This window comes from Halobacillus sp. B29, from assembly GCF_052246755.1.
GTDB lineage: Bacteria > Bacillota > Bacilli > Bacillales > Halobacillaceae > Halobacillus > Halobacillus halophilus.
The window spans coordinates 20,972-45,277 of the sequence record NZ_JBQQCM010000010.1; the positions used below are offsets into that span (position 1 = coordinate 20,972).

The 24,306-nt window shown below is 42.9% G+C and carries 20 protein-coding genes and 1 other annotated feature; of the genes, 9 read left to right on the forward strand and 11 right to left on the reverse strand.

The genetic code is table 11. From position 1 onward, the window contains the following. The first annotated feature begins 5 nt into the window (after positions 1 to 5). Positions 6 to 992, forward strand: coding sequence for an NAD(P)/FAD-dependent oxidoreductase (locus ACTWP7_RS13360; protein WP_443123619.1), 987 nt, complete (start codon positions 6 to 8; stop codon positions 990 to 992). 76 nt (positions 993 to 1,068) lie between these two features. Here the strand turns inward: ACTWP7_RS13360 and ACTWP7_RS13365 are convergent, their stop codons facing one another. The 6 genes from ACTWP7_RS13365 to ACTWP7_RS13390 form a co-directional block, all read right to left on the reverse strand. Next, positions 1,069 to 1,401: a hypothetical protein gene (locus ACTWP7_RS13365; protein ID WP_443123620.1), complete on the reverse strand. Its 333-nt coding sequence runs from the start codon at positions 1,399 to 1,401 to the stop codon at positions 1,069 to 1,071. A gap of 83 nt (positions 1,402 to 1,484) precedes the next feature. Further along, positions 1,485 to 1,931 carry a DUF4385 domain-containing protein gene (locus ACTWP7_RS13370; RefSeq protein WP_443123740.1) on the reverse strand — a complete coding sequence of 149 codons (447 nt, stop codon included), beginning with the start codon at positions 1,929 to 1,931 and terminating at the stop codon, positions 1,485 to 1,487. Between the two features lie 16 nt (positions 1,932 to 1,947). Beyond that, a complete protein-coding gene (glsA, locus tag ACTWP7_RS13375) occupies positions 1,948 to 2,892 on the reverse strand; it encodes a glutaminase A (RefSeq protein ID WP_443123621.1) in 945 nt (314 codons plus the stop codon). Between the two features lie 172 nt (positions 2,893 to 3,064). Beyond that, the gene (locus tag ACTWP7_RS13380) at positions 3,065 to 4,090 is read right to left on the reverse strand and encodes a cytochrome d ubiquinol oxidase subunit II (RefSeq protein ID WP_443123622.1); all 1,026 of its coding nucleotides are present in this window, start codon (positions 4,088 to 4,090) and stop codon (positions 3,065 to 3,067) included. Between the two features lie 34 nt (positions 4,091 to 4,124). After that, positions 4,125 to 5,453 carry a cytochrome ubiquinol oxidase subunit I gene (locus ACTWP7_RS13385; protein ID WP_443123623.1) on the reverse strand — a complete coding sequence of 443 codons (1,329 nt, stop codon included), beginning with the start codon at positions 5,451 to 5,453 and terminating at the stop codon, positions 4,125 to 4,127. A gap of 108 nt (positions 5,454 to 5,561) precedes the next feature. Continuing rightward, entirely contained in the window at positions 5,562 to 6,530 is a 969-nt protein-coding gene (locus ACTWP7_RS13390; RefSeq protein ID WP_443123624.1) for a class I SAM-dependent methyltransferase, read from the reverse strand. 22 nt (positions 6,531 to 6,552) lie between these two features. Further along, positions 6,553 to 6,781, forward strand: a binding site (T-box leader). Positions 6,782 to 6,887: 106 nt separating this feature from the next. Between ACTWP7_RS13390 and ileS the strand changes: the two genes are divergently transcribed. From ileS to ACTWP7_RS13410, 4 genes are all read left to right on the forward strand, one after another. Continuing rightward, entirely contained in the window at positions 6,888 to 9,977 is a 3,090-nt protein-coding gene (gene ileS / locus ACTWP7_RS13395) for an isoleucine--tRNA ligase (protein ID WP_443123625.1), read from the forward strand. A gap of 256 nt (positions 9,978 to 10,233) precedes the next feature. Beyond that, complete coding sequence (locus ACTWP7_RS13400) at positions 10,234 to 11,595, forward strand: sigma-54 interaction domain-containing protein (protein WP_443123626.1); 1,362 nt, start codon at positions 10,234 to 10,236, stop codon at positions 11,593 to 11,595. Between the two features lie 276 nt (positions 11,596 to 11,871). Then, the gene (locus ACTWP7_RS13405; protein WP_443123627.1) at positions 11,872 to 13,275 is read left to right on the forward strand and encodes a YjiH family protein; all 1,404 of its coding nucleotides are present in this window, start codon (positions 11,872 to 11,874) and stop codon (positions 13,273 to 13,275) included. A gap of 11 nt (positions 13,276 to 13,286) precedes the next feature. Then, on the forward strand, positions 13,287 to 14,609 hold the full coding sequence (locus tag ACTWP7_RS13410; protein WP_443123628.1) for an aspartate aminotransferase family protein: 1,323 nt from the start codon (positions 13,287 to 13,289) through the stop codon (positions 14,607 to 14,609). A gap of 69 nt (positions 14,610 to 14,678) precedes the next feature. Here the strand turns inward: ACTWP7_RS13410 and ACTWP7_RS13415 are convergent, their stop codons facing one another. Further along, entirely contained in the window at positions 14,679 to 15,053 is a 375-nt protein-coding gene (locus ACTWP7_RS13415) for a hypothetical protein (protein ID WP_443123629.1), read from the reverse strand. 1,005 nt (positions 15,054 to 16,058) lie between these two features. Here ACTWP7_RS13415 and ACTWP7_RS13420 point away from each other — a divergent pair. Then, positions 16,059 to 16,493, forward strand: coding sequence for a DMT family transporter (locus ACTWP7_RS13420; protein ID WP_443123630.1), 435 nt, complete (start codon positions 16,059 to 16,061; stop codon positions 16,491 to 16,493). A 104-nt stretch (positions 16,494 to 16,597) separates the two neighbouring features. Here the strand turns inward: ACTWP7_RS13420 and nadA are convergent, their stop codons facing one another. From nadA to nadB, 3 genes are read right to left on the reverse strand one after another with little or no spacing between them, the layout of a single operon-like run. Further along, entirely contained in the window at positions 16,598 to 17,704 is a 1,107-nt protein-coding gene (nadA, locus tag ACTWP7_RS13425; protein ID WP_443123631.1) for a quinolinate synthase NadA, read from the reverse strand. Next, positions 17,691 to 18,554: a carboxylating nicotinate-nucleotide diphosphorylase gene (nadC, locus tag ACTWP7_RS13430; RefSeq protein ID WP_014641528.1), complete on the reverse strand. Its 864-nt coding sequence runs from the start codon at positions 18,552 to 18,554 to the stop codon at positions 17,691 to 17,693. The genes nadA and nadC overlap by 14 nt, the downstream gene beginning before the upstream one ends. Next, complete coding sequence (nadB, locus tag ACTWP7_RS13435) at positions 18,535 to 20,097, reverse strand: L-aspartate oxidase (protein ID WP_443123632.1); 1,563 nt, start codon at positions 20,095 to 20,097, stop codon at positions 18,535 to 18,537. The genes nadC and nadB overlap by 20 nt, the downstream gene beginning before the upstream one ends. A 99-nt stretch (positions 20,098 to 20,196) precedes the next feature. On the opposite strand from nadB, the gene ACTWP7_RS13440 reads away from it, so the two are divergent. After that, positions 20,197 to 21,330, forward strand: a complete 1,134-nt coding sequence (locus ACTWP7_RS13440) for an IscS subfamily cysteine desulfurase (protein WP_443123633.1) — start codon at positions 20,197 to 20,199, stop codon at positions 21,328 to 21,330. A 52-nt stretch (positions 21,331 to 21,382) separates the two neighbouring features. Here the strand turns inward: ACTWP7_RS13440 and ACTWP7_RS13445 are convergent, their stop codons facing one another. Then, positions 21,383 to 22,702 carry a TrkH family potassium uptake protein gene (locus ACTWP7_RS13445; RefSeq protein WP_443123634.1) on the reverse strand — a complete coding sequence of 440 codons (1,320 nt, stop codon included), beginning with the start codon at positions 22,700 to 22,702 and terminating at the stop codon, positions 21,383 to 21,385. A gap of 196 nt (positions 22,703 to 22,898) precedes the next feature. Here ACTWP7_RS13445 and ACTWP7_RS13450 point away from each other — a divergent pair, with 196 nt between their 5' ends. Next, the gene (locus ACTWP7_RS13450; protein WP_443123635.1) at positions 22,899 to 23,717 is read left to right on the forward strand and encodes an ABC transporter ATP-binding protein; all 819 of its coding nucleotides are present in this window, start codon (positions 22,899 to 22,901) and stop codon (positions 23,715 to 23,717) included. Between the two features lie 90 nt (positions 23,718 to 23,807). Continuing rightward, entirely contained in the window at positions 23,808 to 24,299 is a 492-nt protein-coding gene (mscL, locus tag ACTWP7_RS13455; RefSeq protein ID WP_443123636.1) for a large conductance mechanosensitive channel protein MscL, read from the forward strand. Positions 24,300 to 24,306 lie beyond the last annotated feature (7 nt).

Here is a 24,306-nt window from a genome sequence, read left to right on the forward strand (position 1 = left end):
CAATTATGAACGAGATGTTTGATGTAACGATTATTGGCGGAGGAACAACAGGTTTGTACACATCATTTTATAGTGGCATGCGTGGTTTAAAAACAAAAGTCATTGAATATCACCAGGAGCTGGGCGGGAAAGTAGCTTTCTTCTACCCTGAAAAGAAGATATATGATGTAGGAGGGTTTCTCGGTGTCCGGGGAGAAGATCTCGTGACCGAGGTGGAAAACCAGGCGTTAAGTGTCCAGCCTGTTATCGTTACAGGCGAACAGATTCGGACGATTGATAAACAGGAGGATGGATCCTTTATCCTGACAACAGCAAGTGGTGAGCAGCATTTCTCGAAAACCGTTATTGTTGCCTCAGGTATGGGGACATTCGAGATGGAACCTCTTCAGGTAGAAGGCAGTAGTCAATATGATGACAGGTGCATTCACTACACTATTCAAAACGTAAATCAGTACGCTGGAAAAAAAGCAGCTGTTATCTCTCAAAGCCGAGTTGGAATCGACTGGGCGCTTGCTCTTGAAAAAGTTGCAGAGGAAGTACATTTAATTAACCGTGGCGAAGAATTTAAGGCCGTGTATGAACAGGATATAGAAACTCTTGAAAAGTCATCCGTTCACGTTCATAGGAATCAAAAGGTAGAAGATTTAGCAGGTGACGGACAAGTGCTCACAGGAGTTACTTTACAGGACGGAACCGAATTGGATGTCGGGCACCTTTTAGTCTATGAAGGACTGAATATAGAGAAAAGCCTATATGACAGCTGGGGCCTTGAAACAGAAAAAGGGAGGATTCCTGTTGGTACGGATATGTGCACATCTATCGATGGGGTTTTTGCAGCAGGCGACGCGGCTATTTATCCAAGTAAGACGATGTTGATCGCTTCTGGATTTTCAGAAGCAATGACGGCCGTGAATAGTGCAGCCATGTACCTGGATCCTAAAGCAAAAGCGCAGGTGTATAGTACGGTTATTTATAAACATGCGAAAGATTGACACGGATAAAAACCCCAAATGAGAGAAACCTTTTCCTGCCGAATCTCTCATTTGGGGTTTTTAAATTAGGGAGAATTTAATGGCAGATGCCCAAATTATAGGCAACGATCTTTAATTGGGCACCAATCGTTAGAAGCCAGGCGGTAAGATTAATTAGAGCGATTGCAGACCATTTTCGAGTATGAACAACGGATTTTCGCTTACTAAAATAATAGGTTAAAAAAGGGATCGTAAGTATCGTTATGATAGTAGTCAATCCTAGCAAACCTTTGTATTCGTTTGTCCATAGAAAATGATTAGGAAATGGGATAATAATAGTTGGCGTGTATAAGATGGAGATAAAATAATATCCTAAAATCCAAGAAGTGAGCATAAAGAAAAGGCTCATCCAAAGTGAGAGTAGTTTCACTTGTTTCTCTCCTTTGCATCATTATCCCGACCTTTTTGGTCGGGTTAATGATATCTTATGTTTCCCCGCTCGAAAAGTCAATATTACCCGTATGATTTTTGGTGTTCTTTTTTCTTCTTCAAGTATTCTTCATCTTCCCTTGCCTGGATCCACTTTTCTTCGAATATCTCGGCTGATTTTGCTTTTTCTTCATCAATATCCCGTTCATTAATCTCCCCATTTTTATCGTACTTTTTACCACCTTTATAATTTGCATAGCGGCGGGAGCGTGTATATCCCATCTGCAGAAATTTCCGTGCCATATCCATACCGACGAAGTCATCATTTTTCTTGTATTCTAAGAACATTTGATAGATTTTATCTGATGATTCCCTGGCTATTTCAGGAGTTTTAAAGCGCCAGTGGGGGAGGATCTCCCCTTTGTAGGGTTCAACCATCAGGACGCCCTGTTCTCCACGCCCTACTCTATATTTGTCCGGGTTCTTACGGAAATCTGTATTTTTAAAGTCTATGGAATAATCGAATGGCAAAGCAGTCTCTCCTTCATTACGTATTTTCAACTCCGAACATATTTAATCCCAGATCCTGAGACAGTTTTTTTATGAGGGCTCCACCTGCGGTACTGTTGCCTTTTGGACTGATGGCTGGTCCAATGACACCAACCCCCATTCGGCCTGGAATAGCACCGATAATACTGCCAGATACTCCGCTTTTACAAGGAAAACCAGCTTCTACAGCATAATGACCTGAAGAGTTATACATACCTGAGGTCATCATAATAGCTTTGACCGTGCGAAGGTGATGAGGAGGGATTAATCGTTCTTCACTTTCGGAAGTCATTCCACCTCTTGCAAGGAATGCGCCTACGCGCGCAAAGTCCTCCGAACACATCATGACCGAATTCATCCGAAAGTATAGTTCGAGTGCATCATCCACACTGGTAACGAGTGTTCCTGTACTTTGCATGAAATAAGCCAGAGAACGGTTACGGGCGCTATTGGCACGTTCCGCCTGGTACACTTCTTCACTCATTTGCAATTCGTTATTATTTGTAATTTTTTTAAGGAAGTCAAAATAGCGGTTAAACCGGTTTTCTACACTTTTCCCTTTGATTAATGCAGCAGTAGCGATGGCACCTGCATTAATCATCGGGTTAAAGGGTTTGCTAGTATCGTAAGATTCAAGCTGACTAATGGAATTAAAAAAATCCCCCATCGGTTCCATCCCCACTGTCTGGAAAACACGATCTTTGCCAAAATCCTGCAGGGCGAGCATTAGACCGATGATTTTCGAGGTGCTCTGCATGGGAATATAATGATGGTGATCACCTGCTGATAAAGACTTTCCTTCATTCGTTATGATGGTCACACCTAGAAGGTCCTTCATCGTTTCATCAAAATTGGGAAGGTCCATGTTTACTTTACCTGAGGAAGCATAGGGTTTGCTGTCTTCGATAGCATCCTCAAGATATTCTTCAGTGAGTTTCTGCATGTAGTTCTCTCCTTACCTGTTATTCATCTCTACCTATTTCCCTTGTAAATGGAAAGGATAAACCAATTACCCCCCTCTAATGCTCGATAGTATAAAAAAAGGAAATAAAAGGCACCTCAGGTCATCCAGATAATGGATGACCTGAGGTGCCTTTTATTTCCAGTTAAGTTGTTTAAGGTTGTTTAAGGTAGCGTCTATCTTTAAGGAACAGGCGCCAGAACAGATAAAAGGCAGGAATTAAAATTCCAAATCCAACCCCGTACACAATCAGCATCGGATAGAAGGTTGATGGATTTGTGAATCCATCTGTAACTGTGAGATGCGGATAGACAAGATAAGGAAGGTGTGCCGAACCGTAAGCATAGATGGCAATTCCATATTGGAGAATGATCGCAGTAACAGCAAGCCTTGACCAGCCGCGCACTCCGTCCCGTTTTTTAATAAATAACAAAGTGTACCCAATGATAAAAAAGAACACAGATAATCCAAACCACAGCCAGTTATCCTCGATGTTTTCTACAATCCAATTTGCTTCGGCCGGGAATGTCCCAATTGTTAACATAGCAATAGCGATCGACACAGGACCGAGCCAAATCGCATGCTTGCGAAAGGTCTGATAAGCTGACCAATCATCTGCTTCCTTGGAATAATCCATAAGGAAAACGGCTGAAATAAAAAGCTCGGTGGAAAGACCAAATGCAATATGCATATACAAGGTCGGGTGAGTAAGCAGCTCAGCGTAATGAAGGACGGGTAGATCATTTTCAAAATCCACAAATCCACCGAGTGTGATCGGTAAGATACTTACAAGAAGTGCGGGAATAATTAACCCGGAAAATCCTGAGGTCAGCCGCATAAGTTCCCTGTACTTTTGAGTGTGGTGTTCAAACACCATAAACGTTGTTCGAATCGTCAAAAGCAGCAGTCCAATTCCTACGGGGACAAGCAGGATACTGCCAAGTAAAGTTGTTGCAAATGGGAAGAACGTAACAACGGAAACAACGAAGATGACTAAAAAGACATTTGTAACTTCCCAGGTAGGGGATAAAAAGCGGTTCGCTATTTGCGAAGCACTGGTCTGATCATTTTTTCCGTAAATCATTCCCCAGAATCCTGCTCCAAAATCCAGGGATCCAAGGATGGAGTAGATAAAAAGTAAGCTCCATAATATCGTAATGGCGAGCGTCGAGGCTTCCATAGGTTAATCAGCTCCTTTATAGGTAAACGTGGATTTAATGCGCTGCATCCAGGTCTATGCTTACAGGGTTCCGCTTAAAATAGGATCGCAATACGAAACCGGTGATAAATAATAGAGTGATATACAGCGTTAAAAATAATCCAAGTAAAAAGCCGACGCTGCTTGATTTAGTTGCGGCTTCGCCTGTGCGAAGTACGTCTGTTATGGTCCAGGGCTGTCTTCCAATACAGCTGAAGCACCAGCCGGTTTCAATCGCAATCATCGCAAGTGGTCCGCTGACCGCGAGAATAGCCAGAAGCCATCCTGGAAATTCTCTTTTTAGCACATGCTTCCAAAATATAGCGAAGAAAGCGACGACAATTAAAAGCGAGCCGATACCGACCATGACGTTAAATAGGACATGTACATACAGAGGGGGCCAAAGTTCTTCAGGAAATTCGTTCAGGCCGAGAACTTCGGTATCCAAGCGGTCTCCAGCCAGAAAACTGAGAGCGTATGGAATCTCTACGGCATATTTGACCCGCTGGTCTTCCAGTGATGTATAGCCTCCAATGGATAAAGGCGCATAGCGGGTGGTTTCGAATAAACCTTCAGCGGCAGCGAGTTTACGCGGGTTATATTCATGAAGCATTTGAGCCGTTTCGTGTCCATTTATCGCAGTACCCAGGGACATGATGGCCCCGAAGTACAAGGCAATAGTCAGAGCTTTTTTATGATAATTGCGTTCTTTGCTTGAGAGGCCTCTTCTCATTAAACGGATAGCAGCTATGGAAGCAATGATAAAAGCAACTGTCATATAAGCAGATAAAGTAACATGGATGGCTGTCACCCCAAAGCTCGGGTTAAAGAAAGCAGCCCATGTATCGACATCCGTAATAGTTCCGTCCGGTGTTATGTTAAAACCGGCGGGTGTATTCATCCACGCGTGGACATCTGTAATTAGAATTGCCGAAGCGGTGGCCCCAAGAGCAACCGATATAATGCTGATAAATCTTAAAACAGGCGGCAGCCGATCAGCTGCATATAAGTAGATCGACATGAAAACAGCTTCGATTAAGAATGCGAATATTTCCATCTGAAAAGGGAGGGCAATGACTTGTCCGACAATTTCCATGAAATTAGGAAAAAGCAATGATATAAGAACGCCGACAATCGTACCGGAAGCAATTGAAACCGCAAGTATAATGGCGAAACCTTTCGTCCACCTTCTTGCCATCAGTGCATAATCGGAATCTTTTTTAATGTAATGCAGAACTTCGGCGATGATAATCATCACAGGGAGTCCCACACCGATTGTGGCATAGATAATATGAAACCCTAAGGAAGACCCAAACAATACGCGGGCCATAACAACGATATCCATGAAATATTCCACCTCCAATAACTATCCATCATTTATTTCCTTAATCTCTTTTTATATACAAAAAGATGGAATTTCGATCGGCAGAATACAAAAAAGACACCCACTAAGTTAGTGAGTGTCATACTTTTGACAGAGAACCATCCATTCATCAATTGAAAAAGCTTCCATGCTACCTTCTTTAAGGACAAAGGAAAAATAGGAAGAGGCTTGAGGCCCCGCTTGAAGGAAATACTCTTCCACAAGCTGCTGACTGTTTTTATCATGAAGGGTACGCTCAAGCCAATCCCGGAAAGGCAGTGTTTTTTTGCGCTTCATTTCTCTTTTTAGCTGAAATCCTGTAGGCTTAATCATTGTTTTCCATTCTGAGACTTTCCAGGCACGGTGGTGACTGGGGTCACGCATTTCCTCGAACGTGTTGTAGAAAAGGTCAAGGTCATCATCCTCAGGGGCGATATTGTCGATCATCATAAATAATCCACGGGGTTTCAGTACCCGATAAGCTTCTTTTATAAATTTCTCTGGGTCTGGAAAGTGATGAGGAGCAATTCGGCAGCAGACTACATCAAAGCTTTCATCAAGAAACGGGAGGTTGGATACATCCGCAACAATATAAGAAAGGTTTTTTATATCGCTCAAGTGCCGGGCTGTGTTTTGCAGCATATCTTTGGTGAGGTCGCTTGCCACAACATGATCCATCCACCGGCTCATTTCCCTGGCTACATGCCCGCCGCCAGTCGCCAGATCAATCCCTTTCCAATTTGGTTCAGGATTCAACCATTCCGTAATTAAGTTTAAGTCCTGCTGATTATTATGGGTAGCACTACTTACATAAGCTTCTTTGTTTTTAGAAAAGGTAGATTGCACCCTTTTTTTCATTTCTTCAGACATCCCGCCACCTTCTTTCTGGTTTGTTATTAGTGTACTCCCCAGGTGGTAAAAGCGATAATACTGGATTTTAATCCAACCTGATAAGCAAAATGCATCAAAGAACACGACCGCCACGTTGACTCGTATAAACCCTCCGAAAAATGGGCAGGATGGTGGGTGAAGATCCTTTGACAATTCTAGGATTTCCATGTACGATATGGAGAAACTACGTATTTTTTCGTTGACGAGAAGAGTAGGCTGTAAAGGCTGTCCACAGAGAGTCGCTGTTTGCTGCAAGGCGATGACAGGTTAGAGCTGAAGATCATCTCTGAGAAGTTTCGCTGAAATGAGGGTAGAGTAGGTGGAACCGGCAGACGGCCGTTATCCGTTTAATGAACCGAGAGCCGTGCAATTGCTGCGCGGAATATGGGTGGTACCGCGGATCTACATCCGTCCCTGTTTTTATGAGCAGGGGCGGATTTTTTATATTTTAAAAGGGATTTCCCCTTGAGTCTATGGTTGATGAGTTTATCGAGATAAAAATAAAAAGGGTAAGAGGTGGAACGAATGCGCAGTGTTAATACGAAAGAAGCAGCAGTAGACCGCGAGAATCGCGTCAAGGACTATTGGAACGCTGAAAATGTATTCAATCGTTCAATGGATGAACGAGAGGGTGCAGAAACGTTTGTATTCTATGAAGGGCCTCCAACAGCTAATGGACTTCCGCACGCCGGTCACGTACTGGGCCGTGTTATTAAGGACTTCGTAGCTCGCTATAAAACCATGGGAGGTTATCAGGTACTTCGGAAAGGCGGCTGGGATACTCATGGTCTCCCTGTTGAACTTGAAGTAGAGAAGCAACTTGGTATTTCCGGAAAACAGCAAATCGAAGAGTACGGTGTAGAGAAATTTATTGAAGAATGTAAAAAAAGTGTCTTTAACTACGAGAAGCAGTGGAGAGAGTTTACGGAGTCCATCGGCTACTGGCTGGATATGGATGATCCGTACGTAACGCTTCAGAACCGATATATTGAAAGTGTCTGGTATATCCTGAGTGACCTTCATAAACGTGACTTATTAAGCAAAGGGCACCGCGTTACCCCTTACTGCCCAAGCTGCCAGACCACACTTAGTTCGCACGAAGTTGCTCAAGGGTATGAAGATGTTAAAGATCTGTCAGCAACAGCTAAGTTCAAAGTGAAAGGATCCGAAAATGAGTTCTTCCTGGGATGGACGACAACTCCTTGGACCCTTCCGGCTAACGTAACGCTTGCTGTACATCCTGCACTTACTTATGTGAAAGCGAAGCAGAATGGCGAAGTTTATATCGTTGCTGAAGCACTGGCTGAGAAAAATATGGGAGAAGACTACGAAGTTCTATCTACTCATAAAGGCAGTGAATTTACCGGAGTAGAATATGACGCGCCATTCCCATTTGTTCAACCAGAGCGTGGCCACTTTGTGGTAGAAGCAGATTTCGTTAACGCAGAAAGCGGTACAGGTGTCGTACACATTGCTCCTGCTTATGGTGAAGATGACTACGCTTTAGTAAACGAACACAATCTGTCTTTCTTTAACGTGGTGGACAGTCAGGGACGTTATACGGAAGATATTCCTCCGTTTGCAGGACGATTCGTAAAAGACTGTGACGTTGACATTGTGAAGTACCTGGCAAACGAAGGTCTTCTTTTCCATAAAGAAAAGTATGAGCACAGTTACCCGCACTGCTGGCGCTGTGACTCTCCGTTGCTTTACTACGCAATCGAAAGCTGGTTTATAAAAACGACAGAACTGAAAGATCAATTCCTGAAAAATAACCAGCAAGTGGAGTGGTATCCAGACCATATTAAAGATGGCCGTTTTGGTAATTTCCTTGAAAATATGGTCGATTGGAATATTGGACGTAACCGTTTCTGGGGTACACCGTTACCTATCTGGATCTGCGACTCCTGCAATCACCAGTATGCACCGCACAGTCAGGCGGATCTGCAGGAAAAAGCGATCGGTGATATCGGAGATGTAGAGCTTCATAAGCCATATGTCGATCGTGTACAGTTGCAATGTGATCAGTGTGAAGGAACGATGAACCGTGTCCCTGAAGTTATCGACGTTTGGTTTGACAGTGGCTCCATGCCATTCGCTCAGCAGCACTATCCATTTGAAAATAAAGAGCAGTTTGAGAAGCAATTCCCGGCAGATGTCATCTGCGAAGGAATTGACCAGACCCGCGGATGGTTCTACAGCCTGCTTGCTGTTTCGACCTTGTTTACAGGGAAAGCCCCTTACAAACGTGTGCTTTCTACCGGCCACATCCTGGATGAAGAAGGTCGTAAGATGTCGAAGAGTAAAGGGAATGCCCTTGACCCAATGGATCTCGTGAATAAATTTGGAGCGGATGCTTTCCGTTGGGCTCTCCTTGCTGATAGTGCTCCATGGAACAACAAGCGCTTTTCAGAACGCGTTGTTGTGGAAGCTAAATCCAAAGTGATTGATACACTTGTAAATACGCACGGATTCTATACGCTGTATGCAAATATTGATGGTTACGAGTTCGATGCGAAGGAAGCGGGAGAGAAAACACTTCTGGACCGCTGGGTACTCGCCCGATTGAATAGTGTTACAGCTACGGTTACCGAGGCTCTGGATAATTATGACTTTACAAAAGGTGCTAAAGCGCTGGAAAAATATGTAGATGAATTGAGTAACTGGTATATCCGCCGTTCCCGTGATCGTTTCTGGCAGGAAGGAATGACTGAATCCAAGAAAGCGGCTTACCATACCTTGCATGAAGTTCTGGTTAACTTGAGCAAGCTTCTCGCACCGTTCATTCCATTTGTAGCGGATGATATTCATCACAATCTAACAGGCAAAAGTGTTCATCTCGCTTATTTCCCTAAAGTGGATGACAATCAGGCAGACCATCAGCTTGAACAGGATATGGATGCCGTCCTTCAAGTAGTTGAACTGGCTCGCGGCGTACGCAATACCGAAGCGATTAAGACGAAGCAGCCGCTTTCTGAACTAGTTGTCATTCCAGTTAACCCTGAACAAGGAAAAGCACTGGAGCGATACAATTCCATCATCCGTGATGAAATTAACGTCAAAGAAGTGGTCGTTAAGCAGTCTTCTGATGATCTTGTCCGTTATGAAGTGAAACTGAATTTCCGTGCGGCAGGTCCTGTCCTCGGTAAGAATGTAGGAGTGGTGAAAGGCTACCTTGAAAAGCTTTCGGATGAAGAAGCAGCTAAGGTTGTAAACGAAGGGAAAGTCGTGGTACCAACAGGAGACGGAGAAGTTGAAGTACCGATGGACCTACTAAACGTAGAACGCGTAGCTGATTCCGGCTTGTCTATGGGATCAAACCAGGACTTCCACGTGATTCTTGATACAACGATCACTGAAGAGCTTCGCCTTGAAGGTCTGGCGCGCGAAGTGATCCGTGTCATTCAGGATGATCGGAAACAGCAGGATCTTCCAATTGATCTTCGCGTCAATATTGCTCTTGATGGCGATGAAGATGTGAAGAAAGCCATCAAGCAAAATGAAGCCTTGATTCGTGAAAATGTACTCGTGAAGAACCTTACAGTAGGAGAAACAGATAACATGAAAGACTTTACGGTTGGCGAAAGCCAAGTAAGAGTCGCCCTTCAAAAATAAATATGTATAAATAAAAGACCTGGCTCAGAGGAATCCTCGTGCCAGGTCTTTTTTAATAGGACAAAAACGAGTTTACCATCTTATATAAGTGAAAGGGTGATGAATTTACAAACTATTCGATCATTCTGGGCAGTTATGTTAACCTTAGAGTAACTATTATTCACTTGTGAATAACGATTGCAAGCAATTTCCTAGGAGTGAGTACAATTCTATTGAATTTATATTCAAATTTGAATAATAAGGGTGATGTGGTGATATGACAGAGTGGGATGAATATAAAACGATCTTTCATTCGCTGCAGGAAGATATTCTCGTCACAAAAACTGACGGGACCATTGTGAAAGTCAGCGAAGGCACTGGGGCAGTATATGATATTAATGCAGATGAGCTTATGGGCAGATCCGTCTATGATCTGGAAAAAGAAGGACTCTTTACTCCTCTGGCTACGCCAAAAGTGGTGAAGTCGCAAGAGAGAGCGACTTTTGTTCAAACCCTTAAGGGTGGTAAGAAATTGCTGGTTACGGCTTTGCCCGTTTTTAACAATGACGGTGAGCTTGTACGTGTAGTCAGCTACTCTCATGATGTAACGGAATTAATGGAAATCAAGGCCGGAATGGAAGAGATGACGGTTGAGATGGAGCGTGTGAGAGATGAGCTTACTCGGTTAAAGCAGCAGAATGAGGGAGAGTTTATTGCTAAAAGTGAACAAATGCGCAAAGTCCTCGCTACAGCCAGTCAGGTGGCGGGTGTAGACGTAAATGTTCTTCTCTTAGGTGAGTCTGGGGTAGGCAAGACAGAGCTGGCAAAAATGATGCATGAAAAAAGCGAGCGTTCAAGCGGCCCCTTTATTGAAGTAAACTGCGGAGCGATCCCGGATTCATTATTTGAAGCCGAACTGTTCGGTTATGAAGGCGGCTCCTTTACGGGGGCTACTAAAGGAGGAAGGAAGGGATTTGCTGAACTGGCTTCTGGCGGAACCTTGTTTCTGGACGAGGTAGGAGAGTTATCCCTGGCCAATCAAGTAAAGGTACTAAAATTAATTCAGAAAAAAGAGTTTTATAAAGTAGGCGGCCGTAAAGAAATTCATTCCGATTTCCGCCTGATTAGTGCAACAAATAAGTATTTAAAAGAATCTGTAGAGCAAAAGCTGTTTAGAGAAGACCTTTATTTCCGGCTGAATGTAGTTCCTTTAACGATTCCTCCTTTAAGGGAAAGAAAAGAAGATATTACCCCGCTTCTCCAATCCTTTCTTGAGCATTTTACGACCCGTTACAAAAGAAAAAAAGTGTTAGATCGAGATGTACTGCATGAATTAAACAAATTGGAATGGAAAGGGAATGTAAGAGAGCTTATGAATCTGGTGGAAAGATTAGTCGTTACTTCGTCGGACACTATTATTCTTCCTTCCGATCTCCCTGAATCCTATCAGCAGATTATTTCTTCCTATTCAGAAATGAATAATTTTGAGGAACCCTTGGCTATGACAATGGAAAAAGTAGAAAAAGAAAGACTGGAACAAGCGAAACAAAAATTTCAAACTACGACTAAAATAGCAGAAGCACTGGGCATCAGCCAGCCTACAGTAGTTAGAAAACTCAAAAAATACAGAATTAAATAATAAATTGGCACGATACTTGCATGTTACAAAGGTAAGAGACTATAGTCTTTTGCCTTTTTATTTGTTTTTGTGATAGGTCTTTGCTGTCTTCTCTTAAAAGTGATCTTTGACTAAAGGGGATTGTGGAAGGCGCTTATTCAATGTGTTGTGTGGAGGAGTGTTCCAGGAATCAGCTCGTCCAGCTAGTACAAAGGTGTAGAGCGGTTGAGAGATTTGTTTTAGACGATAGGTTGTTTTCAATGTAACCTGATTAAATAATTTTAAGGAGTGGAAGCGATGGAGGTTAAGCAAAAAGAAGATTTTCAACAGGAGGAATGGAACGAGAAACTGGGAAACAGGAAGCAGCAGTCCCGACGGAATTACTTTTGGTTTATAGTTCCCTCTCTATTAGGTGTTCTATTGTTTTTATTCCCTATTCCTTATGGCGGGAAAATTACGATTGGTGTCGGAGTTATGGCAGAAGCTGTACAGGCAAACCTGGAACCGGTTCTTCCGAGTTTAATGACAGGAATTCTTGTGATTTCGGCTATCCTTCCAGTGGTAGCGAAAACGGTGAAGCCCAAATTTATCATCGATAAACCGTTCATAAAACAACTATTTTATGTGAACACGTTTTGGATGAGCACGAGAATAATTGGAGCTGTATTTGCTCTTATGACTCTTTTTGCCGTGGGGCCGGAGTTTATCATTTCTGATGTTACCGGTGGCACTATGCTTTATTCTCTCGTTCCTGTTCTCGCTGCCTGGTTTTTGTTTGCGGGAATTTTAATGCCATTATTAATGGAATTTGGCTTAATGGATTTTATAGGGACAATGCTTCGTAAAGTCATGAGGCCAGTATTTAAGTTGCCGGGCCGTTCTTCTATTGATGCTTTAGCCTCCTGGATGGGAGCGGGAACAGTAGGTGTCTTAATTACCACCAAGCAATATGAAGAAGGATATTATACAAAGCGGGAAGCTGCCACTATTGCTACGAACTTTTCGATTAACTCGATTGCTTTTAGTTTAGTGGTGATCAGCTTCATAGGTTTAGAAGAGTTCTTTGTACCTTTCTATTTAACGGTAGTGATAGCTGGGCTGGTTGCTGCCTTCATCTGTCCAAGGATCCCTCCATTATCAAGAAAAGCGGATACTTATTATGAAGGAACTGGGAGGAGAATCTCAGAAGATACACCTGAAGGAATGTCCAATTTTCAATGGGGGTTAAATAAAGCTCTTAGTAAAGCTTCAGAAGTTAAGGGTGTTAAACACGTAGCCAAGCAAGGAGTTCAAACGGTCCTCGATATATATTTCGCACTGATTCCATTAGTGATGGCGCTTGGAACAATTGCTTTAATTATAGCTGAATTCACACCATTTTTCACGTACCTGTCTTTACCGATTGTACCTGTACTTCAATGGATGCAAATACCTGAAGCTGCTCAGGCAGCTCCGGCCATGCTCGTTGGATTTGCCGATATGTTCCTACCTGCGGTTATTGGAGCGGGTATAGAAAGTGAATTAACTCGATTCGTCATAGCCGCCATCTCCTTAACTCAGCTTATTTACATGTCTGAGATTGGAATACTGCTGGTTAAATCTAAAATACCAATTTCAGTGGGGGAACTTGCTGTTATTTTCCTGCAGCGCACAGTTATTACACTCCCAATTATCGTATTGATTGCCCACTTTATTTTTTAGGAGGAAAGTAGATGAATTCATCATTTGATAGTCTATATGGAAGCATGTCTGATTTACTAGCCCCGAGTATGGCAAAAGACCATCCGAATCTTCCGGTTGAAAAGGAGGAGGGGTGTTACTATTACGGAACAGATGGTAAAAAATATTTGGATTTCACTTCGGGTATTGCTGTAGCTAATACTGGTCACCGTCATCCGAAAGTCGTTCAGGCTATTAAGGATAGTGCAGATAACTTAATGCATGGTCCTTCCGGAGTAATTATGTATGATTCTATTCTCAGAGTTGCTGATCGTTTAAAAGAGAAATTACCCGGAAATCTGGATTGTTTCTTTTTTGCAAACAGCGGTACTGAGGCCATAGAGGGAGCTTTAAAATTAGCAAAATATGCGACTCAACGCCCTTATACGATTTCCTTTACCGGCTGTTTTCACGGCAGGTCGCTGGGGGCGCTTGGAGTCAGCACCTCGAAAAGTAAATATCGGAAATTTTTGCAGCCTAATGGACTGACTTATCAGCTGCCTTACGCTGACAGCTCAGGGTGTCCAGAGGGGCAGTATGTAGGGGAATACTGCGCGGAAAAACTCGAAAAAGAGGCAGAGCTTTTATTTGATCATCAGGTAACACCCGAAGAAGTCGCCTGCATGATTGTGGAGCCAGTCCTTGGAGAGGGGGGTTATATTATTCCTCCTAAAGCCTGGCTTCAAAAGGTTCGCGAAATTTGCGACCGACATGGTATTCTTTTAATTTTTGACGAGGTCCAGACAGGGTTCGGACGAACTGGGGAGTGGTTTGCTGCTCAAACATTTGAAGTTACTCCTGACATCATGGCGATTGCTAAAGGCATCGCTTCAGGCATGCCTCTAAGTGCTACGGTTGCTTCTAAAGAATTGATGAGTAAATGGCCAATGGGGACCCACGGTACCACGTTCGGTGGAAACCCTATCGCCTGTTCAGCAGCGCTTGCTACCCTGGATGTAATGGAAGAGGAACATCTAATCGATAATTCAAGAGAACTCGGAGCATACGCCTTACGACGGTTAAAAGAAATAAGAGAAAGGCATGAAGTCATCGGCGAGGTAAGGGGGGTAGGACTCATGATTGGAATAGAAATTATCCACCCTGAAACAGGGGATCCGGATGGAGCTGGAATGATGAATATATTAGACACTTCCCTTGAAAAAGGTGTCCTGTTCTACTTATGCGGGAAGCACCAGGAGGTTATCCGCATGATTCCTCCGCTAATCGTTACCAGAGAGCAGATTGATCAAGGCTTGGCCGTATTTGAAGAAGCCGTATATGAGTTCGAACAGAAAAAAACATATGTAGGTTCATAAACTAGAAAGCCTGAGCATATTGCTCAGGCTTTCTTGCTAGGATCAAAATTAAAGCAAAAAGAATAGCAGCTAGTACCAAAACTCTCTGGAAATATCCATTTCAATGGTTGGATTTTCAGTCTTCAATTTACCAAGCAATTTGCCGCAGTTTCTAATGTGAACCAAGTATTTTCTGCCGGTCTTCATTTTAAATACCAATCCATTATAACTTCTATCTGGCGTACCGATTTGAATAGCTCCTTTAGGAATTTGGCTCAAATTAACCTCGTAAATCATATCAATTTCTTGAATGGGGAGACGAGTCGTATCCCAGCCGAACACTCGGCTAAGCTTAAGCTCATTATCGGTAATTTTATAATTAACCGTTACTAAATTACCGATAACAAAAATAAGAGCAAAAACTAGAAAGAACAAGAGCATATAAACAATAACCATATGAAGCATTTGCCTCCCTTCTATTTAAATCCTTAATAAAAGGTACGATTACATAAGAGAAGGGTTTCAACTACTATTGATCAAAAGGTGGGAGACTTATTAAAAACACTCTCTACTTATAAAATGAAAGATAACCTGAAAATAAATATCACTTCTCTATGAATTCTGAAACATCATACCACCCACTTCTTCGATAGAGTCCGCCGGGAGTACTGATTTTACTCCGCACAAAAACAATTTTTATGGGTAATGGTGTGAAGGATTTTAATCAAAGATGATATTGAACTAATGGGCCGGTTACTGTAAGACTCAGTTTCGAGATAATCTGGGTCCGTTTCCCAAAATTTAATAAGGGTGGCTGCGGAAACAACTCGTCTTGTTCCATCACCCAGACACTCGAGACATAAGCCGCTCATCAACGGATTGAAAAACCGCCATCCTTTTGATGGTCGGCTTATGCTGGTCGTGTCTTTCAGGGTGATTCCACATTTGAACACTTTCCTGCGGCCCTACACGACGTAGGGGCGATCGATGTTGCCACAGGACGTGGCGATCTTAGTCGATCCTCCTTTTACCATAAGCCTCCTCGCTCGTTTCACTCCCTGTGGGGTCTCGCCTAGCTCCTTCTCCCGCGGGAGTCTCATCGTTTCCTTCGCCAACCGAGCCACGTGGGAATAACGGACCCTTTTCAAGAGAGATTGCTCTTCTTCTAAATAGTTACTAAAATGCTTCTATAACAAGCTTTTTCACATCGTTCTAGTATGAAAATTACCACGTCCCCCCCATGCTTTTTTATCATCCAACAAACAGGATGTTAGGTGGATTCGAGTCTCAGATTCGGCCAGGTCCTCCAATGTCTCGAAACTGAGTCTTACGCAAACGGGAGCTTTTATTAAGAAACCAAGACTCAGATAATCAGAATATTTATAGATGAATTCAATAAGTTGAGCTCCTGGATAGAGTTTGAAATAATTGAGCTTATATTCTGATAGAGAATGGAGTGAGAAGCAAGCTATGCAGTGGTTATTAATGGTACTGGTTTTCATAGGTGGAATTGGAGTTGCCGTCCAGTCATCAGTAAATGGGGGACTCGGGCAGAAGATTGGTGTGTTTGAAGGAGCATTTACATCCTTTTTAGTAGGAACAGTCGTCTTATTTTTAGTCATGCTCTTTTTCGGTAAAGGGAATATAGTTAACGTGTTTCAGGTGCCAAAATGGCAGCTTCTTGGAGGCGTGCTGGGAGCTTTCTTCGTTTCGACCATGGTTTTAGCTGTACCTAGAATTGGAGTAGGGGCTGCTATTTTTACGCTAATATCTGCTCAGCTTATTGCAAGCTCACTTATCGACCATTTCGGCTGGCTTGGTATGAAACAGATCCCGCTGGATGGTCAAAGAATAGCTGGAATGGCTCTCATGATTATTGCTATTTTGCTTTATACTAAAAATTAATTCTTTCATACATAAAAAAGGCGCCTCTCACCAGAGAAGCGCCTTTTTTAGTTATCGAGAAACAGTTCATCTTATTCATTGTACTTGTAAATTTCTTTTTAACATCAGGCCCTTGCCAGCATACGTTCCAGTGCTTTTTTAGCATCGGCCGCAATCTCAGGATCTACTTTTATTAAGTTTTGAGGTTTCCCTTCGGCTAAGGTTTCCAATGACCATGCGAGGTGAGGGAGATCAATTCGATTCATGGTAAGACAAGGACACATCCGTGGATTTAAGGAAATGATATGCTGTTCCGGGTGTTCGTGGATAATTCGGTTCACTAAATTCATTTCCGTGCCGATCGCCCATGCACTGCCAGGAGGAGCATTTTCGATTTGATTAATAATATAATTCGTTGATCCAGCATAATCCGATAGAGCTACCACTTCACGGCTGCATTCAGGGTGAACAATGATGTTCATATTAGGATAATCTTTTCGTACCTGTTCGACGTTTGGCACAGTAAAGTTTTCGTGAACCGAACAGTGCCCTTTCCATAAAATCACTTTCACTTCTTCGACAGGTACTTCGTGAAGCAACTCTTCTTGTATAGGATCCCATACCGCCATTTGTTCGAGAGGGATGCCGAGGTCGTAGGCCGTATTCCGCCCCAGATGCTGATCCGGCAAAAACATAATACGCTCTTTTTGGGATAAAGCCCATTCGATCATCCCCGCTGCATTGGAGGAAGTGACTGTGGCTCCGCCATGCTTTCCTACAAATGCTTTAATGGCAGCAGTTGAATTAACATAGGTAAGTGGGAGTATGGTGTTGTTAAAGATGCCCATTAGCTTCTTCCATGCTTTTTCAGTTTGCGTGAGGTTCGCCATATCGGCCATCGAACAGCCAGCTCTCATATCAGGGAGGTACACATGCTGGTCCTCCCGAGTCAAAATATCGGCGGTTTCTGCCATAAAATGTACTCCGCAAAAAACGATCGCTTCTGCTTCGTGCTGACTTGCCGAAAGCTGAGCTAGTTTAAGAGAATCTCCGCGTACATCGGCAAACTGGATGACTTCATCTTTCTGATAGTGGTGACCAGGGAGAAAAAGTTGCGCGCCCATTGTCTTTTTTACACGCCGAATGATAGTTTCTAATTCCTCTTTACTCCTATTTTTGTAACGCTCGGGTAAAGTGGGGCTGGAATTTTCCATCGTTTCAAATAGATTCATAGTTGGGCCTCCTTTGTTTAATCGAAACATTTGCACTAATATCAAGAGAAGTAGCTGAATGGGTAAGCGCTCCAAGGGAAATATAATCAACTCCCGACTCACGGTATGCGGCTAAATTATTCAAGTGAATTCCTCCTGAAGCTTCCGTTGTAATGTGAGAAGGGACGAACTTGACCAAAGTGCTGATTTCTTCTGGAGACCGGTTATCGAACATAATGCAGTCAGCTCTAGCCTGGACAGCTTCCTTAACCTGAGCTTCCGTTTCTGTTTCCACTTCAATTTTTACCATGTGCCCCAGCTTGGCTCTTACTATTTCGACGGCTTTTAAAATGGAACCGGCAAAAGCTATATGATTATCTTTCAACATGACGGCGTCGTACAAACCATATCTATGATTTACTCCCCCTCCCATCCGGACAGCGTATTTTTCAAACATTCTTAGCCCAGGGGTGGTCTTTCTTGTGTCACAAATTTTCGTTTCTTGATTATTGAGAGTTTCAACTGCTCGTTTAGTATTTGTAGCGATTCCGCTCATTCGTTGAATTAAATTAAGGATCACCCGTTCACCTTTCAGTAAATTTACGATCGGTCCTTGAATAGCAGCGATGCACTCACCTGAACCGACTTCAGTCCCGTCCTGAGTATAAAGTTCAATCATAATCGACGGATCAAGAAGCTGGTAACCCTCTCGAATAATTTCTGAACCACAAAAAATTCCGGACTGTTTGCTTACAAAATGCAGTTCACCTTCTGCATCTTCAGGGAAGAGGAAGTCACTGGTTACATCTTGATCTCCTATATCTTCAATAAAAAAATCTTCCAGGAGGCGCCTAACTTTTAATCTGTTCATTGAATGACCTTCTTTCTAATGATCTTTGCTTAAGAACCTTTTTTGTCTGCCAGTAGGTCCTTTCTTCAGGAAAATCACTGCGGTAATGACCTCCCCGGCTTTCCTCCCTTTCTATAGCTGAGTCTGTAATCAGCCAAGCCGTCTGCATCATAAAGAAACGGGTGATTTGCTCGATAGTGAGCAAATCAAGCCTTGATTCATAAAACTTTTCTAATTGGAATGATTCCAGCCACTTTATTTGCTCGGTAAGCCCCTGAGCCGAGCGCACAATCCCTACCTGGTCCATCATGGATTGCTGGATTAATTCTTTTTCGGGCAAAGCGGGGAAGATGGGTGTAGTCTTTTTCTTGGTTGAATGAATAGGCATATGCTTCACAGGAGTGCAGTTAATGTGCTGGGCAAGTCGTTTTCCAAACATGAGTCCTTCCAGCAACGAATTACTGGCAAGTCGATTTGCACCATGCACCCCAGTACAAGCCGTTTCTCCAAGAGCATATAGTCCTTCGACATTGGTTCGACCAATGGAATCGGTCTGTATACCACCCATAGCAAAGTGAGCGCCCGGTGCTACAGGTATTCGTCCTCTACTTAAATCAATACCATGCTTTTTACAAAGAGCGGTGACAGTAGGGAATTTAACAGAAAAACCTGCAATGGAGCTTATATCTAAATAAATGCGCTGTCCTTTCCGTAGCCACTCATAGATGTGCTGCGCCACAATGTGTCTTGGGGCTAAGTCTTTCAAAGGGTGAACATTTTCCATGATTCTTTCACCCATATCATTAATTAATATGGCCCCTTCTCCTCTAACTGCCTCTGAAACAAGCCCTTTTGTTTTTCCGTTTGAGTATAAAAGGGTGGGATGGAATTGAATGAATTCCATGTCTGCAAGCTCTGCCCCGGCCATATACGCTAAAGCCAAGCCATCTCCCGTAATCGTATCCGCGTTAGAGGTGAAGGAATAGAGCTGGCCACAGCCGCCAGTTGAAAGAACGACATAAGGAGCTGTGAATGTATGTACAAAGTTTTCTTTATTTTTACTTTTAACACCATAACAGCGGCCCTGGTCATCAAGAAGCAGCTCGAAAACAAACTCATTTTCATAGATAGAGATATTAGAAGATAAGTGTTGAATAAGTCCTTCTACAATCCGCTTTCCGGTTTGGTCTCCACCTCCGTGAACGATTCTGCGGTGGCTGTGAGAACCCTCTTTACCGAGGAGTAGAGAACCAGTTTCATCGGTATCAAACTGACATCCATCCTTAATGAGTTCCGCAACAAGGGCGGGAGCTTCTTCTGCTAATTGCATCACAGACTGTGGATGATTTAAGTGGCATCCGGCTTCAAGTGTATCTAAGTAATGAAGATAAGGGTTATCGAGAGGCCCGATTGCTGCTGCGATTCCTCCTTGAGCACAAGTTGAATTGCTATGTTTCAAGAAAGACTTTGTGATAACAATCACATTTAAATCCTTAGTTAAGTGTCTGGCTAACTGTAAGGAGGCAATTCCGCTTCCTACAATAATCACGTCTGCTTTTTTCATATTCAGCCTCCTGTTTATTTACAGGTGTATTGACACTTATATTTACACAGAATTAAACTTATGACAAGTGGTTTACTTGAAAAAGGGAGGATAAAAGGAATGTCTAACTATTTTGACTATGCATCCACTTGCCCAATCGATGAGGAAGCCCTGGAAGCTTATATCAAGGCTGCCCGCGAATTCTATGGAAACACCAGCAGTCTGCACGACCCGGGAACAAAAGCTGAAGTGCTGCTATCTCATTGTCGCCAGACACTTGCGGATCTTCTCGAGGTTAATAAAGAAGGGATTTATTTTACAAGTGGAGGTACAGAAAGTAACCTGCTTGCCATAGAAGGTCTAATGAAAGCAGGTAAAGGAAATCATCTGATTACTTCAGCTGCCGAACATTCTTCTGTAAAAAATGCAGCAAAAAAATTGGAAGCAGATGGATATGAAGTCAACTGGGTTCCATTAACGAAGGAAGGAACCATTGACGTAAGCGAATTAGAAAATTTAATGCGCGAAGATACTGTGCTTGTAAGTATTCAGCACGTAAATAGTGAACTTGGATCAATCCAGCCTATAAAAAGAATTCGAGAGATTTGCGATAAGTGGGGCGCATTGTTACATAGCGACTGTGTTCAATCATTTGGTAAGGTGGATTTAAAATCAATGACGCCTTACCTGGACAGTTTCTCACTCTCAAGTCATAAAGTATATGGACCTAAAGGAGTGGGAGCCTTGTACATCAGCCCGTCTGTTTCTTTTCAGCCCCTGCTGCCAAATGGAACTCATGAAGCTGGCGTTCGAGCTGGCACCGTAAACACTCCTGGGATCGCAGGCTTTATAACGGCTGCTTCAAAATCCATTCGAGAGCTTCAAGACCGCCAGTCTAAAGTTAAAGCTTTAAAGCGTGAGTTCTTGACTGCTTTGAAGGATATAAGAAACCACGTCACAGTAGTATGCGAGTCCGTGAATTCGGTCCCGATTATTGGCATATGTATGCATGGCCTTGAAGGGCAGTGGGTAATGCTCGAAGCCAATCGCCGCGGTTACGCTTTTTCTACTGGAAGTGCCTGTCAAGTTAGGAGTGAAGGATCTCCTTCTATACTTGAGGCAGTAGGAATCAGTGGAGAGGAAGCAAAATCTTTCATTCGTGTGTCTTTTAGCCATGAGCAGACAAGTGCAGATATAGAGGGTCTAGTCGAGTGTCTTAAAGAAATAGCATCCAGCTATTCTAATTCTTTCTAGCTAAACAGAGAACCCTCCCTCTCTTGAAATAGAAGAAGGGGAGGGATGTATGCTAACCGGTTAATACGTCTTCGTTCGGATATTTAACCGGATCTGGCTTGTAACGGGCGAAAGCAAAGGCAAAGGTCAGTGGTCCTAACTTTCCAACCAGCATGATGAAAATCAGCGTCAATTTTCCGATTAGAGTTAGGTGGCCTGTCAGTCCCATAGACAAACCAACCGTTCCAAAGGCAGATATCGTTTCGAACAGTATCATTAAAAAAGGGGCATCTTCGGAGAGGTTCAGAACAAAAGTCCCCAAAAATACTACACCTACACTGCCAACCGTAAGAGCGAGAGCGCGCATGATCAGATGGAAGTGGAAACTTCTGCGGTACAGGTTCACATGTTCTTTTTGCCTGAAAAAAGTAATGGAAGCAAGGACTATGATGAGGGCAGTTGATAGTTTAATGCCGCCAGCGGTTGAAGTGCTACCCCCACCAATGAACATAAGCATCAGCATGTAAAAGAGAGAAGATTCTTCCATCTGACTAATATCAATGGAATTAAATCCTGCTGTTCTTGGTGTTACTGCCTGAAAATAAGCTGCCTGCAATTTACCGAGTGTAGAGAAGTCTGCGATGGTGGCTGGATTATTGAATTCTAAAATGAAAATCATAAACAAGCTAACCACATTTATGCATAAGGTCCCGACCAGCATGATTTTAGTGTGAAGGGAGAGGTGGTAAAATTCTTTACTTTTCCATAAGTCAAAAACAACCGTAAAACCGATTCCTCCTATAATAAAAAGCAAGGTAATGACAATATTAACGAGCGGGTCCACTGCATAAGCAGAGAGGCTGTCGGACCAGATCGAAAAACCGGCATTGTTGAAAGCTGAAATGGAATGAAAAATACTTGCATAGATACCTTTAGCCATCCCCATTTCCGGAACCCATCGTAACGATAGAAAAACTACGGCAAAGGTCTCAATTGTTATTGAAAAGATAAATAATTTACGAACCAGGCGTATAACACCGCCTAAAGAAGTTTGATTTAAAGCCTGCTGAATTAACAGCCGCTCTTTAATTCCAATTCTTTTACCAAGCACTATGTAAATCAGTACCGCAAAGGTCATAATTCCTAAACCGCCAACCTGGATCAGAACTAAAATGATAACCTGACCGAACAAGGTGAATGCTGTACCTGTATCTATTACGACTAACCCGGTAACCGTCATGGCTGAGGTTGCTGTAAATAGAGCATCAATGAAAGTTATTCCATTGGTTGTAGCGGACGGTAGTTTAAGCATTAATGTGCCAGCGGATATAAAGAGCATAAATACGCTGATCAGCGTTTGAGGCGGACTCATGTGAATCATACGGGTTTTCATGGTTATCTCCTTTAGTAAAAGAATGATCTTATTATAATCCAAGCTTACAAAAGAGAAATAGTCCATTAGAACTACTTTTAGTTAACTTGCTTGTTTTTAATAAAATCTTTATAATCATAAGTGATAATGATTTTCACTATTAGCATTTACTATAGATATTGAAAGTTTGTTTATAGATTTGAGGGAGGATTTTTGCATGGCAAAGCTGATGACAGAAAAAGTCGGTATCGCTTATGGTGAGTACAATGTGGTGGAAGACCTGGACTTGGATATTCCCGAAAATCAGATAACGACCATTATAGGCCCGAATGGGTGTGGGAAGTCCACAATACTGAAGGCTTTAGCCAGAATTCACACCGTAAATTCAGGAAGTGTCTATTTAGATGGCAAAGCGATAAAAAAAGAATCCACTAAAAATATTGCCAAAAAAATGGGCGTGCTCCCTCAAACGCCGAAAGCACCAAGCGGTTTGACTGTATCTGAATTAGTTTCTTACGGGAGGTTCCCTCACCAAAAAGCCTTTGGAAAGTTAAATGAGCACGATCGAGAAATGATTCAGTGGGCTCTATCCATTACAGGTATTGAGGAATTTGCAGACCGTCCAATTGATGCTCTCTCTGGCGGTCAGCGCCAGAGAGTGTGGATTGCGATGGCCCTGGCACAGGAGACAGAACTGCTTATTCTGGATGAGCCGACAACATACTTGGACTTAGCTCATCAGCTGGAAGTCCTTAAGCTATTAGAACAGCTGAATCGGGAAGAGGGACGTACGATTGTAATGGTCATCCATGACTTAAACCATGCAGCTCGATTCGCTGACTATATTGTAGCTTTAAAGGAAGGGCGTATAATTAAGGAAGGAACACCAGCAGAGGTAATCAAGCCAAAAGTTCTGGAAGAGGTATTCCAAATCGATGCGGAAGTCGTTCAAGATCCAAGGACGAACCGGCCGGTCTGCCTTACCTATGATCTACTGGGATCCGTTCCTAATGTATGCCAAAAAGCCATTTTATAAATGTACCCCCGTGCGCTTGCCCGGGGTTTTTTGTGGGCTCATAGTTTGTCCGAATATCTCATAGGATAAAAAAAGAAGGGGGGAGAAACGATGGGGCTGTTCCATGAATTTCGCCAGTTCACAGTCAGAGGGAGTGCAGTGGATATGGGGGTCGGGATGGTACTGGGAGCGGCATTCAGCGGATTTATTGATTCGCTTGTTACAGATATTCTGCTTCCTCCTGTAGGGCTACTATATGCCAAAATGAACTTTGAAGAAATGTTTCTTAATTTGAGCGGGGGGTTCTATCCAAATCTGTCTGCGGCTAAAGAAGCTGGGGCTGTAACGATCAATTATGGACTATTCCTTACGGCAACGGTCCGTTTTATGATTGTCTTATTTGCTGTATTTCTTGTAGTCAGGCAAATTAATCGCTGGAAAAAACCTCATCAGCACCCGTTACATGCCATGACTAAAAAAGAGTGCCCTTATTGTTGTACGCCTATACCCTCTCAGGCAGTTATTTGCCCTAATTGTGGTTCTCAACTGGAACAAAACTTTAATAAAATAGAGCACCAAAAAACTCGGTGGAATATTAAGTAGTTAGCCT

What these genes read in the sequence shown, in the direction of transcription:
- ACTWP7_RS13400 (WP_443123626.1), top strand. Translation starts at nt 10,234, where the DNA reads ATGACAGAGTGGGATGAATATAAAACGATCTTTCATTCGCTGCAGGAA.
- ACTWP7_RS13445 (WP_443123634.1), bottom strand. Translation starts at nt 22,702, where the DNA reads ATGAAAACCCGTATGATTCACATGAGTCCGCCTCAAACGCTGATCAGC.
- ileS (WP_443123625.1), top strand. Translation starts at nt 6,888, where the DNA reads ATGCGCAGTGTTAATACGAAAGAAGCAGCAGTAGACCGCGAGAATCGC.
- mscL (WP_443123636.1), top strand. Translation starts at nt 23,808, where the DNA reads ATGGGGCTGTTCCATGAATTTCGCCAGTTCACAGTCAGAGGGAGTGCA.
- ACTWP7_RS13385 (WP_443123623.1), bottom strand. Translation starts at nt 5,453, where the DNA reads ATGGATATCGTTGTTATGGCCCGCGTATTGTTTGGGTCTTCCTTAGGG.
- ACTWP7_RS13415 (WP_443123629.1), bottom strand. Translation starts at nt 15,053, where the DNA reads ATGCTTCATATGGTTATTGTTTATATGCTCTTGTTCTTTCTAGTTTTT.
- ACTWP7_RS13405 (WP_443123627.1), top strand. Translation starts at nt 11,872, where the DNA reads ATGGAGGTTAAGCAAAAAGAAGATTTTCAACAGGAGGAATGGAACGAG.
- ACTWP7_RS13420 (WP_443123630.1), top strand. Translation starts at nt 16,059, where the DNA reads ATGCAGTGGTTATTAATGGTACTGGTTTTCATAGGTGGAATTGGAGTT.
- ACTWP7_RS13410 (WP_443123628.1), top strand. Translation starts at nt 13,287, where the DNA reads ATGAATTCATCATTTGATAGTCTATATGGAAGCATGTCTGATTTACTA.
- nadB (WP_443123632.1), bottom strand. Translation starts at nt 20,097, where the DNA reads ATGAAAAAAGCAGACGTGATTATTGTAGGAAGCGGAATTGCCTCCTTA.
- ACTWP7_RS13390 (WP_443123624.1), bottom strand. Translation starts at nt 6,530, where the DNA reads ATGGAAATCCTAGAATTGTCAAAGGATCTTCACCCACCATCCTGCCCA.
- ACTWP7_RS13440 (WP_443123633.1), top strand. Translation starts at nt 20,197, where the DNA reads ATGTCTAACTATTTTGACTATGCATCCACTTGCCCAATCGATGAGGAA.
- ACTWP7_RS13380 (WP_443123622.1), bottom strand. Translation starts at nt 4,090, where the DNA reads ATGGAAGCCTCGACGCTCGCCATTACGATATTATGGAGCTTACTTTTT.
- nadC (WP_014641528.1), bottom strand. Translation starts at nt 18,554, where the DNA reads ATGAACAGATTAAAAGTTAGGCGCCTCCTGGAAGATTTTTTTATTGAA.
- ACTWP7_RS13450 (WP_443123635.1), top strand. Translation starts at nt 22,899, where the DNA reads ATGGCAAAGCTGATGACAGAAAAAGTCGGTATCGCTTATGGTGAGTAC.
- nadA (WP_443123631.1), bottom strand. Translation starts at nt 17,704, where the DNA reads ATGAATCTATTTGAAACGATGGAAAATTCCAGCCCCACTTTACCCGAG.
- glsA (WP_443123621.1), bottom strand. Translation starts at nt 2,892, where the DNA reads ATGCAGAAACTCACTGAAGAATATCTTGAGGATGCTATCGAAGACAGC.
- ACTWP7_RS13360 (WP_443123619.1), top strand. Translation starts at nt 6, where the DNA reads ATGAACGAGATGTTTGATGTAACGATTATTGGCGGAGGAACAACAGGT.